Annotated in this window: 13 protein-coding genes and 1 pseudogene; 2 read left to right on the top strand and 12 right to left on the bottom strand. The window is 66.5% G+C overall.

What is annotated here, in order from left to right:
• Window positions 1-28 precede the first annotated feature (28 nt).
• Both trxA and hisS read right to left on the bottom strand, forming a co-directional pair.
• A pseudogene (gene trxA, locus C8271_RS06740) lies at window positions 29-412 on the bottom strand (thioredoxin); the annotation flags it as partial.
• 135 nt (window positions 413-547) lie between these two features.
• The gene (hisS, locus tag C8271_RS06735) at window positions 548-1,909 is read right to left on the bottom strand and encodes a histidine--tRNA ligase (RefSeq protein ID WP_106506655.1); all 1,362 of its coding nucleotides are present in this window, start codon (window positions 1,907-1,909) and stop codon (window positions 548-550) included.
• 199 nt (window positions 1,910-2,108) lie between these two features.
• Here hisS and C8271_RS06730 point away from each other — a divergent pair, with 199 nt between their 5' ends.
• On the top strand, window positions 2,109-3,590 hold the full coding sequence (locus C8271_RS06730) for a DUF349 domain-containing protein (protein WP_245920993.1): 1,482 nt from the start codon (window positions 2,109-2,111) through the stop codon (window positions 3,588-3,590).
• Window positions 3,591-3,686: 96 nt separating this feature from the next.
• Window positions 3,687-4,355, top strand: a complete 669-nt coding sequence (locus C8271_RS06725; RefSeq protein ID WP_106506654.1) for a hypothetical protein — start codon at window positions 3,687-3,689, stop codon at window positions 4,353-4,355.
• Here C8271_RS06725 and C8271_RS06720 read toward each other — a convergent pair.
• The 10 genes from C8271_RS06720 to C8271_RS06675 form a co-directional block, all read right to left on the bottom strand.
• Window positions 4,274-6,682, bottom strand: coding sequence for a RelA/SpoT family protein (locus C8271_RS06720; protein WP_106506653.1), 2,409 nt, complete (start codon window positions 6,680-6,682; stop codon window positions 4,274-4,276). The genes C8271_RS06725 and C8271_RS06720 overlap by 82 nt on opposite strands.
• Window positions 6,683-6,766: 84 nt before the next feature.
• On the bottom strand, window positions 6,767-7,324 hold the full coding sequence (locus C8271_RS06715) for an adenine phosphoribosyltransferase (RefSeq protein ID WP_106506652.1): 558 nt from the start codon (window positions 7,322-7,324) through the stop codon (window positions 6,767-6,769).
• The gene (gene secF, locus C8271_RS06710) at window positions 7,321-8,565 is read right to left on the bottom strand and encodes a protein translocase subunit SecF (protein WP_106506651.1); all 1,245 of its coding nucleotides are present in this window, start codon (window positions 8,563-8,565) and stop codon (window positions 7,321-7,323) included. Before secF ends, C8271_RS06715 begins: the two co-directional genes overlap by 4 nt.
• Entirely contained in the window at window positions 8,562-10,382 is a 1,821-nt protein-coding gene (gene secD, locus C8271_RS06705; protein WP_106506650.1) for a protein translocase subunit SecD, read from the bottom strand. Before secD ends, secF begins: the two co-directional genes overlap by 4 nt.
• A 38-nt stretch (window positions 10,383-10,420) precedes the next feature.
• On the bottom strand, window positions 10,421-10,810 hold the full coding sequence (gene yajC, locus C8271_RS06700; RefSeq protein ID WP_281260362.1) for a preprotein translocase subunit YajC: 390 nt from the start codon (window positions 10,808-10,810) through the stop codon (window positions 10,421-10,423).
• Window positions 10,811-10,975: 165 nt separating this feature from the next.
• Window positions 10,976-12,013, bottom strand: coding sequence for a Holliday junction branch migration DNA helicase RuvB (gene ruvB / locus C8271_RS06695; protein WP_106507929.1), 1,038 nt, complete (start codon window positions 12,011-12,013; stop codon window positions 10,976-10,978).
• Between the two features lie 56 nt (window positions 12,014-12,069).
• Window positions 12,070-12,675 (bottom strand): Holliday junction branch migration protein RuvA, encoded by a 606-nt coding sequence (ruvA, locus tag C8271_RS06690; protein WP_106506648.1) that lies wholly within the window; start codon window positions 12,673-12,675, stop codon window positions 12,070-12,072.
• A gap of 26 nt (window positions 12,676-12,701) precedes the next feature.
• On the bottom strand, window positions 12,702-13,292 hold the full coding sequence (ruvC, locus tag C8271_RS06685) for a crossover junction endodeoxyribonuclease RuvC (RefSeq protein ID WP_106507928.1): 591 nt from the start codon (window positions 13,290-13,292) through the stop codon (window positions 12,702-12,704).
• A 78-nt stretch (window positions 13,293-13,370) separates the two neighbouring features.
• The gene (locus tag C8271_RS06680; RefSeq protein ID WP_106506647.1) at window positions 13,371-14,129 is read right to left on the bottom strand and encodes a YebC/PmpR family DNA-binding transcriptional regulator; all 759 of its coding nucleotides are present in this window, start codon (window positions 14,127-14,129) and stop codon (window positions 13,371-13,373) included.
• A 120-nt stretch (window positions 14,130-14,249) separates the two neighbouring features.
• Window positions 14,250-15,569 (bottom strand): PrsW family intramembrane metalloprotease, encoded by a 1,320-nt coding sequence (locus C8271_RS06675; RefSeq protein WP_106506646.1) that lies wholly within the window; start codon window positions 15,567-15,569, stop codon window positions 14,250-14,252.
• Window positions 15,570-15,629 lie beyond the last annotated feature (60 nt).

Here is a 15,629-nt window from a genome sequence, read left to right as displayed (position 1 = left end):
GGAGCGTCATCGACGACGGACCGTCCGCTCAGCCCTGCTCCTGAGCCTGAGCGTCGGCGTAGGCCTTGCGGACCTCGTCCATGTCCAAGCCCTTGATTTGACCGATCAGGTCCTCGAGGGCGGATTGGGGCAGCGCGCCAGGCTGGGAGAAGACCGGGATGCCGTCCCGGTAGGCGACCAGGGTCGGGATCGAGGTGACGCCGTAGCGCATCGCCAGCTGCTGCTGGTCCTCGGTATCCACCTTCGCGAAGGTGATGTCCTGGTGGTCCTCAGAGGCCTGCTCGAAGATCGGGGCGAAGCGCTGGCACGGGACGCACCAGCCCGCCCAGAAGTCGATCAGGACGATGCCGTTCTCGACGGTCTCGTCGTGGTTCTCTGCGGTCAGCGTGGTAGTGGCCATGTGGGAGCCAACGTCCTTCTGTCTCGGGGTGTTCCGTGTCCGATCATGGCATGACGGAGCTCACATGAGCAGCGGGCGGGAAGCGCCGCGCGCGTGTCGCGGCACCGCGGACGTCCCGTGCCGCGTCAGCGCTCCGTCGGTCCTCCGTCAGTCAGTGACTGCCCCGGGCCCCGCCACAATGCGCACCTGTGCGTCACCCGCGGGCGGCTGCCAGCTGTTCGCATCCGCGGTCTGCTGGTCGCCGCTGCGGATGTCCTTGACCTCACCGCCAGTGCCGTCCGTGCCCGGGAACCAGACGAAGGGGATGCCTCGTCGGTCCGCGTAGCGGATCTGCTTGCCGAAGCGGGCTGCCGTGGGGGCCACTTCACAGGCGATGCCACGCTCCCGCAGACGGCGGGCGATCTGATCGGAGGCTGGCCGCTGGTCTTCGTCGGTCACAGCCACCAGCACGCAGGTGGGCACAGGCCGTGTGGGCTCGGCCAGCTGCGCGGACAGGATCCGTGAGACCAGGCGGGACAGGCCGATCGATAGCCCCACTCCCGGGTAGGTGTGACGGTTGTCGGAGGCAAGCGCGTCGTACCTGCCGCCTGAGCAGATGGAACCGAGTGACTCATGCCCCTCGACGAAGGTTTCGAAGACGGTGCCGGTGTAGTAGTCCAGACCTCGTGCGATGGACAGATCGGCGCAGATCACGCCCGGCACTGCGGCCTCGACCCGCTCGAGCACAGCGCTGAGCTGTGCGATGCCTTCTTCGAGCAGCTCTCCCTGTGCGCCGAGCGCACGTACCTGGTCGGCGAACGAGGCATCGGCCGTGCGAATCGCTGCGAATGCCAGGCAGGCATCGGCCTGTTCTGTGCTTGCACCGGTCTGGTCCAGCAGCAGCGTGCGCACCGCGTCGGGCCCGATCTTCGGCAACTTGTCCAGGCACCGCAGCACTGCTGCATGATCTGAGAGCCCGAGCCCGGTGAAGAAGCCTTCGGAGAGCCGACGAGTATTGGCGTGGATCCGGAAGGATCCCAGCGGCAGTCGCGCGAGGATCTGGGCCATCACCACCGCGACCTCTGCCTCAATGTGCCCGGGCAGGTCGTCCTGGCCGATCACGTCGAGATCTGCCTGATAGAACTCGCGGAAGCGGCCATCCTGCGGGCGTTCCCCGCGCCACACCTTCTGGATCTGGTAGCGGCGGAAGGGGAATTGCAGGTCGTTTTGGTGCTCGAGCACGTAGCGAGCCAGCGGCACTGTGAGGTCGAAGTGCAGACCCAGGGTCCGGTCGGGATCCGTCTGCTCGGCGTCGTCCTCGTCGGCATGCAGCCTCCGCAGGACGTACACCTCCTTATCAATCTCGCCCTTGCGCAGCAGCTGGCTCATGGGCTCGACCGACCGCGTCTGGATCCCGCTGAATCCGTGCAGCTCGGCAACCTCACGGAACACGTCGATGACGTGCTGCTCGACGAGCTGCTGAGCGGGCAGCCACTCGGGGAAGCCGGACAGTGCGGAGATCTTCGCCATGGAGGCAGGTCCTTCGAGTTAGTGGCCGCGCTGGCGTGCGCGGGCGATCGGTCAGGTCCCATCCATTATCGGGTGCGACGAGTGTGAGGCTTGCGCGGTATTGTTCCCTGTCGTGCCCTGCAACCGCAGGGAGCAGCGGAGGAGGCCGCCTGTGCGCGGCAGTGACCCGCCCCTGAGCGGGATGAGCGAAGGAGATCTCGTGAGCGAGTCCGAGACCCCCACGCCGGTCGGCGAGGATGCAGCGGCGAACGATTCGGCCACCCAGCAGACGGAGGCTTCGGCATCGAAACCGGCGCCCTCGGCGACACCGCCGCGTCCGCGCCCCATGCCCGGTCGGACGCCGTCGCCGGCTGCGCTTGCCGGCCGTAAGCCGACCACGACGCTCATCCCCGCGGCACCGCCGCAGCAGGAGTATGACGCGGATGCCCTTCGCGAGGCGAAGACATTCGGAGCCGTCACGGAGGACGGATCGATCACGGTGCAGGACGGCACCCAGGTCCGCACGATCGGCACGGCCGATGGCGCTGAGCCCGAGGAGGCGCTGACCCCCTTTGCGAAGGCCTACCTCGATCTGGTCGCCTTCCTCGACCACTGTGAGAAGACGTTGCAGGCGCCCGAGCTGAGTCAGAACGACCTCAACCGGCTGCTCGAGAATCTGCGCAAGCAGATGAAGGAACCCGCGGTCGTGGGCGATATCCCCGCCCTGCGCAGCCGTGCCTCTGACGTGCGTGAACAGGCCAAGAAGCGCATCCACGCCCTGGAGGAGCAGCGCGCCGCAGCCCGCGAGGAGGCCACGGCGCGTCGCACGGAGTTCGTCGAGTCGATCGAGGCTCTAGCTGCCACCGATCCGGCACAGCTGTCGTGGAAGAACGCGGGCGAGACCATGCGCAACATGGTGCCCACATGGAAGTCCATGCAGGCTGAGGGCGCATCGATCGAGCGCAGTGTAGAAGATGCCTTGTGGAAGCGGCTCTCCGCCGCCCGCGCTTTGTTCGACCGCAAGCGCAAGAAGTTCTTCTCCGAACTCGACGAGCAGCACGCGCAGGCAGAGCGCATCAAAGAGAAGCTGATCGCCCAAGCCGAGTCGATGCAGGACTCCACGGACTGGGGCCCGACGGTGCGGGCCTACAGGGACCTCATGTCGCGCTGGCGTGAGGCGCCGCGAGGCAGCCGGAAGAAGGACGACGCCCAGTGGGCGCGCTTCAAGAAGGCACAGGACACCTTCTTCGCCGCACGCAACGCTGATCTGAGGGCCTCCGACGAGGAGCAGCGCCGCAACCTCGAGGTGAAGGAGTCGCTTCTGCGCGAGGCCGAGTCCATCGATGCCGGCAAGGACCTCGAGGCTGCCAAGGACAAGCTGCGTTCCATCCAGGATCGCTGGGAGGACGCTGGCAAGGTGCCGCGGTCGGACATGCGTCGCGTCGAGGATCGCCTGCGCTCGGTCGAGCGCTCGGTGAAGAAGGCGGAGGCCGATGAGTGGCGCCGCACGGATCCGCGCACCCGAGCCCGCGTCGAGGGTGCCTCGAGCCAGCTGCACGCGGCAATCGCCGGATACGAGGAAGCCCTCGAAAAGGCGAAGGCCAGCGGGGATGCAAAGCGGATCGCAGAGGCAGAGGCGGCGCTGGCGGCTCGCAAGGAGTGGCTCGCCGTCATCGAGCGTTCTGCGCACGAGCTCGGCTGACACCCCACGTCGCTGTGACCGTTCTCCACAGCGGCAGCCATCCACAGTGCAGGCTTCCTGATTGCTGCAGCCCGCAGATGCGGACACGCTGGATGGATGGTTGAACACGTTCCCTGCCTGGCCTGGTCGCGACACGCGGCAGAGTTGGCCGAGCCGCGCGCCGCATGGATTCTGCGCTGGCCGGACTCCCCCTCGACCGACGGGATGGTCCGTGACGGGCTGCTGCACCGGGTCATGGCAGGGTGCTATGCACCACCGGATCTGATGGCCGACCCTGTCTCACGGATCCTCATGCTCGGCTGTGCGCTAGGCAGTGCGCTACGGCCAGACCATGTAGTGGCTGGTGCGTCCGCAGCATGGGTCATGGTCGGTGGCACACCGCCCCGGATCCCGGTGCTGCTCAGTTCCGCGCATCGCACCGTGATCAGCGCCGTGCGAGTGCGCACCACGATGCCGGAACCCTCCCAGATCGAGCTGCGTGCCGGGGCGCCTCTCACCGTTCCTGTGCGCACAGCAATCGACCTGCTGCGGGACGACGACCCCGCCGCGGCGCACACCTGGTTGCCACCTCTGCTGCGCAGTGGACACCTGGACGCCGATGAGCTGACGATGCAGCTGGAAGCATCCCGGGGGAAACCGGGGATGCGGCTGGCCCGAGAGCGGCAACGCATCCTGGCTGCGAGTCAGGCCTGGGCAGGAGCGCCCTCACTGTGCGGAATCGGCGCACGCGAGTCCACCGCTCGACCATCGGCGGTCACCCGGTAGACGTCATAAACGCCTTCCACACGGCGAACCTGCGCGAGGACAGACGCCAGATGCGCCGGATCAGCCAGCTCGAAGGAAAAGAATCCCGTGGCAAGCCTGTCCGCATCCGATTGCGCGGAGGCAGACTTTAGATTCACCTGCTGTTCGGAGATCACCAGTGCCAGGTCCGTCAGCAGACGGGCACGATCCAACGCTTCCACTTTGATATGCACGAGATACGTGGCGCCGTGTCTGCCCGACCAATGCACATCCACGATGCGGTCCGGCTGTTGCTCCGTGAGCTGCGCGGCGTTCGTGCACTGCGCATGATGCACCGAGATTCCTGCACCGCGGGTGACAAAACCGATGATCGGATCACCTGGCACGGGGGCGCAACACTTCGCGAGCTTCACCCACAGGTCGCTCTGGCCATCGACCACAACCCCCTGATCGGTCTCAGCGGTGTGGTGCTCCTTCCGGGTGGTTGCTCCGCGGACCTTGGAGGGCATCGTCACCTCGGTGACGTCCTCCTCAGCGCCCTCACTGCCGCCAAAGCATGCGCCCAGTTTCTCCACCACGCGCTGGGCGGAGACGTGGTTCTCGCCAATCGCCGTGTACAGGGCGTCGACGTCTGCGAGGTTCAAGTCACCCGCGACGGACTGCAGTGCCTCATGCGTGAGCAGGCGTCGCATCGGCAGATCCTGGCGCCGCAGAGCCCGCGAGAGCTCGTCCTTCCCCTTCTCGAGCGCCTCTTCACGGCGTTCCTTCGAGAACCACTGGCGGATCTTGGTACGAGCCCGCTGTGTTTTGACGAAGCTTATCCAGTCGCGGCTCGGCCCGGCATCCTCCACCTTCGAGGTGAACACCTCAACGACGTCGCCGGTCTTCAGCGCCGATTCCAGCGAGACCAGTCGGCCGTTCACTCGGGCGCCGATCGTGCGGTGCCCCACCTCGGTGTGCACCGTATAGGCGAAGTCCACCGGTGTGGCACCCTGCGGGAGGGCGAGCACGTCGCCCTTCGGCGTGAACACGTACACGTCCTGCGTGGTGATCTCGAAGCGCAGCGAGTCCAGGAACTCACCGGAGTCGGCAGTGTCTTTCTGCCAGTCCATCAGCTGGCGCAGCCACGCGGCGTCCTCACCGCCACCCGCGGCCCGGCCGCCGTTCGCCATCGCCTTGTACTTCCAGTGGGCGGCCACGCCGTATTCGGCGCGTCGGTGCATTTCGTAGGTGCGGATCTGTATCTCCACCGGCCTGCCGGTGGGGCCAATCACCGTCGTGTGCAGCGACTGGTACAGGTTGAATTTCGGCAGTGCGATGTAGTCCTTGAAGCGTCCCGGCACCGGCGACCAGCGCGCGTGCATCGTGCCGAGCACTGCGTAACAGTCGCGCACGGATTCGACCAGCACACGGATGCCCACCAGGTCGTAGATGTCCGAGAAGTCGCGGCCTCGCACGATCATCTTCTGGTAGATCGAGTAGAAGTGTTTGGGGCGCCCCGTGACCTCTGCCTTAATGCGCGCCTTACGCAGATCCTCCTGGATCTGCTCGGACACGGTGGTGAGGTACTGCTCGCGTGCCGGCGCATGCTGGGCAACCAGTGTGGCGATCTGCCGGTACACCTTGGGGTACAGCACCTGGAAGGACAGGTCCTCCAGCTCCCATTTGATCGTGTTCAGGCCAAGCCGGTGCGCGAGCGGCGCATAAATCTCCAGGGTCTCCTTCGCCTTGCGTTCTGCGCTGGAGGAGGCCACGTACTTCCAGGTGCGGGCGTTGTGCAGACGGTCGGCCAATTTGATCAGCAGAACACGCACATCGCGGCTCATCGCCACGATCATCTTGCGCACGGTCTCCGCCTGTGCGGCCTCGCCGTAGGTGACCTTGTCAAGCTTCGTGACGCCGTCGACCATCACAGCGATCACCTCGCCGAACTCAGCGGCGAGGGCCTCGAGCGAGTAGTCGGTGTCCTCCACCGTGTCGTGCAGCAAGGCGCCCGCGACGACCTCGGCGGGAGAACCGAGTTCGGCCAGGATCGTCGCGACCGCGACAGGATGAGTGATGTACGGGTCACCGCTCTTGCGGAACTGGCCACGGTGCGCGCGCTCAGCAACGGCGTAGGCCCGTTGGACGAGGGTGGTGTCCTCCTTCGGGCTGACCTTTGTCATGGTCTGCAGGAGCGGTGCGAGCAGACGATCAGCCGGAGTCGTCTGGCGCGCGCCGAAGAACGGCAGCAGGGAGCCGCGCCAACGGGGCACGTCAGGTCGTGGGGCAGGAGACGGCGGTGCGGAGGCGGAGGGCGCGGACGGCGTCGAATCGCGTGTCGATTGCTCCGATACTGGTCGATCCACAGCTCACCTCCTCGATGACGTGCCAGTCTACGCCGCACCGCTCAGTGCTGCAGTGCGAGGCAGACCACGTCAGCGGTCAGCGAATCAGTTCGGGATCGACCACACGGTGGTGATGTCGACGCCGGGCAGACGATCGCGGCCGTTCAGACCCTGCAGCTCGATGAGGAAGGAGGCACCGAGCAGCTCGACCTCGAACTCGCGGGTGAGATCGATGGTCGCAGCTGCCGTGCCACCCGTAGCCAGCAGGTCGTCGACCACGAGCGTGCGGGCACCGCGCGGCAAAGCCTTCGCCGGGATCTCAACAGCTGCAGACCCGTACTCGAGGTCATAACGCACGGTGCGCGGGGAACCAGGCAGCTTGCCTGCTTTGCGGGCGGGGACAAAACCGGCACCCAGTTCATAGGCGAGCGGCGCTCCCAGGGTGAAGCCACGAGCTTCGGTGCCCACCACGTACTCGATGTTCTCCGGGAGGAGTGAGCACCAGTAGCGGATCACGCGGCGCAGGGCGTCACCGTCGCCGAGCAGCGGGGTGATGTCGCGGAACAGGATGCCGGGTTCCGGGAAGTCAGGGAACTCGGCGATGTGGCTGCGACGCAGCTCATCCATCTGCTCCGGGGTGTCGATGGGGCCGGTCACGCTCATGGGTTCCTCTTCTGGGTGGGGCCTGTGCGTCGGCGACGGGGCGTGCGCCGAGGCTGGATCCGCGTGGTGCCGACGCGGACGGGGTTGTCGGTGTCCGATTCGGGCGTCTGCCCGGCTTCGATACTGGCATCAGCAGCGTCATCGCGAGAATCAGCTGGGTGGTCAGTCGTATCGTCGGCCGTATTGTCAGCTCCATCGTCGACGGCGTCACCAAGGACGTCGGCAGGGTTCGCGCCATCCGCTGCAGCCGCATGACCCGGTGTCACGTCCCGCCGCGCTGCCTCCACGCGAGCAGTGTGCTCACGAATCGAACGCTCGCGCAGGCGCAGATCCACCAGCAGGCCCGGAGCGAGGAAGATCGACGAGTAGGTGCCGGCGACGATACCGATGAAGAGGGCAAGGGAAATGTCCTTCAGCGTGCCGGCACCCAGCAGGAACGCACCAATCGCAAGGATCGAGCCGACGGGCAGAAGCGCGACCACCGAGGTGTTGATCGACCGCATGACCGTCTGGTTCGCCGCGAGTTCCACGAGCTCAGCGAATGTCCGATCGGTGCGAGAGCCGAAGTCTGCTGTGTTCTCACGCACTTTGTCGAACACGACGATCGTGTCGTATAGCGAGTATCCCAGGATCGTCAGGAAGCCGATGATCGTGGCCGGAGTGACCTCGAAACCAACGACGCCGTACACCACGGCGGTCACCAGCATGTCGTGCACCAGCGCGATCATCGCGGCGGTGGAGGCCTTGATGTTCCGGAAGTACAGCGCCATCACGACACCGACGAGCACGAGGAACACCACGACACCGCGAATCATCTTCCCGGTGACGTCCTGGCCCCAGATCGGGCCGATGTACGAACTAGACACGTTGTCGGCGGGCACGTCGTAGGTGCGCGCCAGGTCCTGGGCGAGCTGGGAGGTGCGCTCGGAGTCCAACTGCGCGGTCTGCACACGCACAGTGTCAGAGCCCAACACGGTGATCTTCGGCTCGTTGTCCGGGACGACCTCGCGCACGGCGTCACGCGCAGGTGCTTGGTCCGTGCTGGCCACTCCCGAGACCTGGAACTCGGAGCCGCCGGTGAACTCGATTCCGAGGTTCACACCGCGGAGCGCTGCCACGGAGCCGAGCAGCACAAGCAGCACCACGCTGATGATGTACCAGAGCTTTCGACGCCGCACGATCGGCAGGGTGCGCCGACCAGCATGCAGGTCATTGCCGAACTGGGCGAAGGTCGCACTCATCGGGTTTCCTCCCCCTCGCCACTCGGCGTGCTCGACTCTGCCTCGTGCGCTTCCTCACGCGCCAGGCGCGCTTTACGCTCAGCGAGCGTCTCCCGCGTCGGCTCCTCATCCCTGCCGCGGCGTCGACCGCGCTCAGCGACCGACCGCACGCGGCCACGCCCCGCATAGGCGGGGACGTTCCGTCCGAGTGCCGCTGGGTCAAGGCCGCTCCACGGGTGCCCCTTGCCGAAGAACCGTGTACGCACCAGGGACTGCAGCATCGGATGGGTGAACAGGAACACGACCAAAAGGTCCAGCACCGTGGCCAGGCCCAGCGTGAACGCGAAGCCGCGCACGCCGCCGGTGGACAGCAGGTACAGCACCACGGCCGCGATGATGTTCACCGCATCGGAGGCAAGGATGGTCTGTTTGGCACGGCGCCATCCGTGGTCCACTGCGGCGACGATGCCGCGGCCATCGCGGATCTCATCACGCACGCGTTCGAAGTACACAATGAACGAGTCTGCGGTGAAGGCGATCGACACGATGAGGCCCACGACGCCAGCGAGCGAGAGGCGGTACCCGATCTCCGGGATGTTCGAGAGCACCGTCATGGTGCCGTACGCGAGCAGGCCCATCACCACCAGGCTTGAGGTCGTCACGATGGACAGCACTCGGTACTGGAAGAACGCGTATGCGACCACGAGCACCAGCCCGATGAGGCCGGCGATGAGGCCCTTCTCCAGCTGATCCGAGCCGAGTGTGGCGGAGATCTGCTGCTCACTGGAGACAGTGAACTCCAGTGGCAGAGCGCCGAAGCGCAACTGGTCGGAGAGCAGTTTCGCCTGCTCATGCGTGAAGTTTCCGGAGATGGAGGCTTCGCCGTCCGGGGAGGGCGCTTCCACGCGCGGGGCGGAGATCACGACGCCATCGAGCACGATCGCGAACTGGTCGGTGGCCCCCTGCTGGTCGAACAACGCCTTGGTCATGCCGGAGAAGTCCTGCGCGGCCTCCGGCTTGAAACCCATGTTGACCACGTAGAAGCCGGTGGGCTGACCGGTCGGGGTGGTGTCGGAGCCGACGGTGGATTCCTTGATCGCCGATCCCGGCACAACCTCGGGCCCGAGAAGGTACTTCATGGTGCCGGAGGGGTCGCACACCACAAGCGGTTTGTCCGCGGGGGCGCTCTGAGCGGCCTCACGCTGGGCAGCGGGATTCGTGCAGTCAGCAGAGAACAGCTCGCTGAGCACATCAGGTGTGGCCCAGGACTGGGACCACGGCTCAGAGTCGTCGGCCTGAGACTGCTCGCCCTCATCGCCTTTCGACGTCAGTGGCCCGCGGAACTGCTCTTTCGACGGGTCTGCCGGAGGTGCGGAGGTCTCATCCTTCCCGTTGGCGCCGCCTGCGTCAGACGCGCCCCCTGCATCGGAGGCACCGCCGGCATCCGAGGCCGTCGCCTCCGGCGGCATGACCCCGATCACGGGACGGAAGGACATGGCGGCCGTCTGCCGCAGGGCATTGGAGGTGGCCTGGTCCATCGCACCCGGCACCTCGACCACGATGTTCGTGCCACCCTGCACGGTGATCTCGGTCTCCGCAACACCCATGGCGTTGATGCGCTGCGCCATGATCTGGCGCGCCTGCTCCATCGTCTGCGTATCGACGGGCCTGCCGTCGCGTGAAGAGGCTGTGAGGATCACCTGGGTTCCGCCCTCGAGATCGAGGGCGAGCTTCGGGGCCGGCTGCCAACCCCCGCGCGCAACACCGAGCCCGATCACACTGCCGAGCAGGATGATCATGGCCGCCAGTGCACCGAGCAAGACACGACGTACGGGCATAAGGCGAGCTTCCTTGACGGGTGAGGACGAAGCGGTGATCAGCGATCGCGATCGGCGGAGCCGGTCACGCCGGGCACGTCTCTGTCGGTTCCACTGGGCTCGTGGGACGCGCCAGCGTCACCGCCCGTGTCGTCGGCGTCGAGATCATCGGACGCATCGGCTGCGGCAGGCTCCTCGACCTTCTGAGAAATAGCGTTGCGAGCCCACTTCATCTGCGAGCCGTCCTCTGTCTCGAGGATCACCACATCGTCGTACTGATCGACGATCAGCCCGTAGAACCCCGAGTGGGTGCGCACTTCGTCCCCGATCTCGAGCTGGCTGAGCCGCTCCTGCTGCTCACGCATCATCTTGCGCTGGCGATTGCCCATCAGCAGCATCGGCAGCATCATCACCGCAAAGATCACGAGGAGCATGAGGAGGGGATCCACGAAAGCCCTTTCGACGTGAGGAGGGCGCGCCCGGAAGCGCGCCTGTGACCGTCCTACTGTACCCGCCCTATCGTGCGTGCCCGGGAGCCTGCCGACAGTGACGGTCCGAGCCTTTCATTCGCCATGAAACGGTCCGGGGTTCGAGAGCATCCCGCGAGCGGCGGATCAGAACCGTCCCAGTGGCAGGGACGGTCCGTCGGGCGCATCAGGAACAGGCAGGCCAAGATGCTCCCATGCGGCGCGGGCGGCGAGACGACCCCGCGGCGTGCGGACGAGGAAACCTTCGCGCACAAGATACGGCTCGACCATGGTCTCCACGGTCTCGGTCTCCTCACCGACGGCGACCGCGAGGGTGGACAGCCCCACCGGTCCCCCGTTGAAGCGGGTGCACAGCGCAGAGAGCACCGAGCGGTCAAGCCTGTCCAGGCCGCTCTGGTCGACTTCATACACGGTCAGTGCGGCCTGCGCCGCCTCGAGGTCGAGTGTGCCGCTGCCGCGCACCTGCGCCCAGTCGCGCACGCGGCGCAGCAACCGATTGGCGATGCGCGGGGTCCCCCGGGAACGCGAGGCGATCTCAGCGGCTGCGTCGGTGTCGATGTCGATCCCAAGGCGTTCCGCGGAGCGGGTGACCACCTGCTCGAGTTCCTCAGGACGGTAGTAGTCCAGGTGGGCGACGAACCCGAAGCGGTCACGCAGCGGCGCCGGCAGAAGACCAGCCCGCGTCGTCGCGCCGACCACGGTGAACGGCGGAAGCTCGAGCGGGATCGAGGTGGCGCCCACGCCCTTGCCCACCACGACATCGACGCGGAAGTCCTCCATCGCGATGTAGAGCATTTCCTCAGCCGGTCGGGCCAGACGATGGATCTCGTCGAGGAACAGCACCTCGCCCTCATCGAGCGAGGACAAGATCGCGGCGAGGTCACCGGCGTGCTGGATCGCCGGGCCCGAGGTGATGCGCAGCGGCGCTCCGAGTTCGGCCGCAATGATCATGGCCAGTGTGGTCTTTCCGAGCCCCGGCGGGCCCGACAGCAGCACATGCTCCGGGGCACGACCCCGCGCGAGGGCCGCCTGGAGCACCAGGGAGAGCTGGTCACGCACAACGTGCTGGCCGACGAACTCCTCGAGATGGCGTGGACGCAGCGCTGCCTCCGCGGCCCGTTCGGCAGCACCGGAGTCCGGGCGCACCAGTCCTGTATCCCCCATCGGTTCCCGATCGTGGTCGGTCTCCTGGCGCTCCCCGTCGGAGCCGGTCACAGCGCTCATCGGCTGCTCCCCAGCCGGCGCAGACTCGCCCTCAGCAGCACACCGGCATCCTCTGCCTCCGGGATCTCCTCATGCACAGCATCCACAGCGTTGCGGGCAGCCTTGTCCGGCCAGCCCAGCGAGATGAGCGCCTCGACAACGTCGTCGTTCACCCCAGACGTCGCCGCCGGGGCGGGGGCAGCAGGTGCTGCCGAGGCGGTGGGCGGGGCCAGTTTCCCGCCGAGCTCGAGGATCATGCGGGAGGCGACCTTCGGGCCGATCCCGGGAGTGCGGGCGATGGCTTTCGCATCCTGCTCGGCGACCGCACGGCGCAGCTCCTCCGGCTCCAACACGGTCAGAACAGCAAGAGCGATGCGTGGCCCGATGCCGGAGACCGACTGCACAAGGCGGAAAATGTCAGCTTCCTCCCGTTCCGGGAAGCCGTACAAGGTCATGGCGTCCTCGCGCACCACGAGCTCGGTGTGCAGCGTGAGCTCACCGCCGTGCCGGGTGGAGGCCAGCGCCTCGGGCGTCGTGCGCACACAGAAACCGACACCATGCACGTCGAGCACAAGCTGGTCGAGGCCGATATGGGTCACGCGGCCGGTCAGAGTGGAGATCACGGCAACACTGTAGAACGGATGTTCGATCAGAAGCGGGAGGTGGAGCGCTCCCGGGCGCGTCGTGTACGTCGTTCCGCTTCCGCCCAGACAGCCTGGGCGCTCGTGCGAGCTCCACCGGTCGAGTCCAGGCGTACCGGTCCGCGGCCGCGCCACAGCTGGGTGAGTGCGATCGCGACGGCGTCGGCGGCATCGGCGGGCTGCGGCGGCGCGGGCAGATCCAGCAGGCGCACGAGCACCCGCTGGATCTGCTTCTTGTCCGCGCGTCCGCTGCCCGTCACGGCGGACTTCACTTCCGAGGGCGTGTGCATCTGGACGTCGATGCCGCGCTCTGCAGCGAGCAGGATCGCGATACCGGACACCTGGGCGGTGGCGATCACCGTCGGGGTGTTGGATTGGCTGAACACGCGCTCCACGGCGACGATATCCGGCGCATGCGCGTCGATCTTCTCGCGCAGACCGTCCGCGATCGCCAGCAGCCGACGGTCGATCGTCTCCTCAGAATCGGAGCGGATCACGCCAACGTCGACGAGTCGTGCACTGCGCGCTCCGGCGGCGTCGATCACGCCGTAGCCGCAGCGCGTCAGGCCGGGGTCAACACCCATCACCCGCAGACTCATCGGTGCATCACCTGGTGTCCAGGCGCGCGTGGATGCGGCAGCCACCTGGACTCATCGACGAGTCAGGAGCCACCGCAATCACTCAGCGTCGTTCAGCTGGGCGGCGACGTCGTCCGGGATGTCGAGGTTCGAGAACACATTCTGGACGTCGTCACTGTCCTCGAGCGCATCGATCAGGCGCAGCACCTTCTGGGCGCCGTCGAGGTCGACCTGGGTGCGGATGTTCGGCACGAACTGTGCCTCGGCGCTGTCGTAGTCGATGCCCGCCTCCTGCAGAGCGGTGCGCACCGCCACCACATCTGTGGCAGCGCAGAGGATGTCGAAGGTCTCTCCCTCGTCGAGGATCTCGTCGGCACCGGCATCGAGCACGACCTCGAGGAGTTCGTCCTCTGTGTGCTCGCCCTTGGGGAGGGTCACCACGCCCTTGCGCTCGAACATGTAGGAGACGGAACCGGAATCCGCCATGTTGCCGCCATTGCGGTTGAAGGCCAGGCGTACATCGGAGACGGCACGGTTCTTGTTGTCCGTGAGGCACTCGACAAGCACGGCCACACCGCCGGGGGCATACCCCTCGTACATGAGGGTCTCGTAGTTGACCCCGCCGCCGTCGAGGCCACCGCCGCGCTTGACGGCGCGGTCGATGTTGTCATTGGGGACCGAGGACTTCTTGGCCTTCTGGATCGCGTCGAAGAGCGTCGGGTTCCCCGCCGGGTCGGGGCCACCGGTGCGTGCAGCGACCTCGATGTTCTTGATCAGCTTGGCGAACAGCTTGCCGCGCTTGGCATCGATGGCAGCCTTCTTGTGCTTCGTGGTCGCCCACTTGGAATGCCCGGCCATGGTTCTTCCTCCCGCTCGCAGTCGACAGCGCCATGTCAGCTGGCGATGTCGACTCAGATGGCAATGCAGATGGCAGCGCCGAGGTGATCGGCAGCGCCGGTCCATTGTACGGGTGCCCGCTCAGGTGCCCGTGCGCACCACCGGACGAGTGAGCGCACCAATCAGACGGCGATCAGCGGTGATCTTCTCAAGCAGCTCCCGCTCGCGGCGTCGGCTCGCCTCGGTGCGTCGCGCATGGATGGCGCTGTGGCGCTCCATCGCCAGCTTGATCGACTGGGAGATGAAATCGCGCATCGCCATGCGGGCGATCGCGCCGTGACGGCCAGCCCAGCGCTCGGCACGGTGGCGTGTACGCAGTGACAGCAGCACGGTCACCTCGTGAGGAGAGAACCATCCGGCGCGCCCATAGTCGGATAGCTGACGGCGCAGAATGGAGCGTTCGCGCAGTCGGAGGAACGCCACGATCGCCGCGAGCAGCAGGAAGATCGGCACCTGCACGGTCACGTAGTAGGTGAGGAACCCCTGGAGCGGGTTCGCGGGATCGACCTCGATGAAGAATGTGGAGCCGTTCCACAGGGCATGCAGGAGCATGCCCGCGGCAAGGCCACCCAGACCAAGGCCCCAGTGGAGCATGAAGGAGCGCCGCTCCGCCGCTATGCCCAGCCCGAGACCGCACAGTGCGGTGAAGGAGACATGGGCGAAGGGCGAGAGCAGACCACGCAGAAGGAAGGTCTGCCAGAACACGCCGACTTCTCCGGCGGTCTGCGCTGCCTGGAAGGAGTTGCCGAAATACAGGATGTTCTCTGTGAAGGCGAAGCCACCTGCCATGAGCGCCGCGTACACCACACCGTCAATCGGACCGGCGATGAGTCGGCTGCGCCCGGGGATCAGTGCCACGAGCACGAGAAGAAGCAGGCCGAGGGATTTGAAGGACTCCTCCACCACAGGCGCTTGGATCGCGGCACCGAGGAACTGCGCGGTGGCTTCCGCTGGCTTCTCCGGCGAGATCCATGCGGTGAACCACGGCCCCACCACCAGGGTCAGCAGCACCGAACCGACCGCTCCCCACACGAAGGCATACACCAGGGAGCCCACTGGTTGCGGGGTGTAGCGATCGACCCACCACACCGCGATGAACACGATCGCTACCGGCACGAGCGCCGCGGTGAACGCCACCAACGATGTACCCAGGCCCATCGGCCGAAATACGAACCAGATCAGCATGGCGATGCCCACGAGGGCAAGGAGAGCGGAGGCGAGCAGACCGCCCCACCGCAGGATCAGGCGCACAAGCGACCGTTTACCCGTACCCGTGGAACGGCTCGGCCCGAGCTGATTCGGGCGCTGCGGATCCACGCGTTCAACGTCGTAGCCGTACCCGGCGTCTGCGGCGTGAGGCGCCGGGCGCTGCGGGCGCGATGGGGCGCTGGTGGTGCTCATGCGGCCGTGCTTCCCCCTTCTCCCCTACGCTCGCGCACTGTGTGGGCGGCCGCGATCATC

The sequence above is a fragment of the Brachybacterium timonense genome (genome assembly GCF_900258505.1).
Lineage (GTDB): Bacteria > Actinomycetota > Actinomycetes > Actinomycetales > Dermabacteraceae > Brachybacterium > Brachybacterium timonense.
Note: the sequence above shows the minus strand (reverse complement) of the source record. Positions and strands in the feature narration are given on the sequence as shown.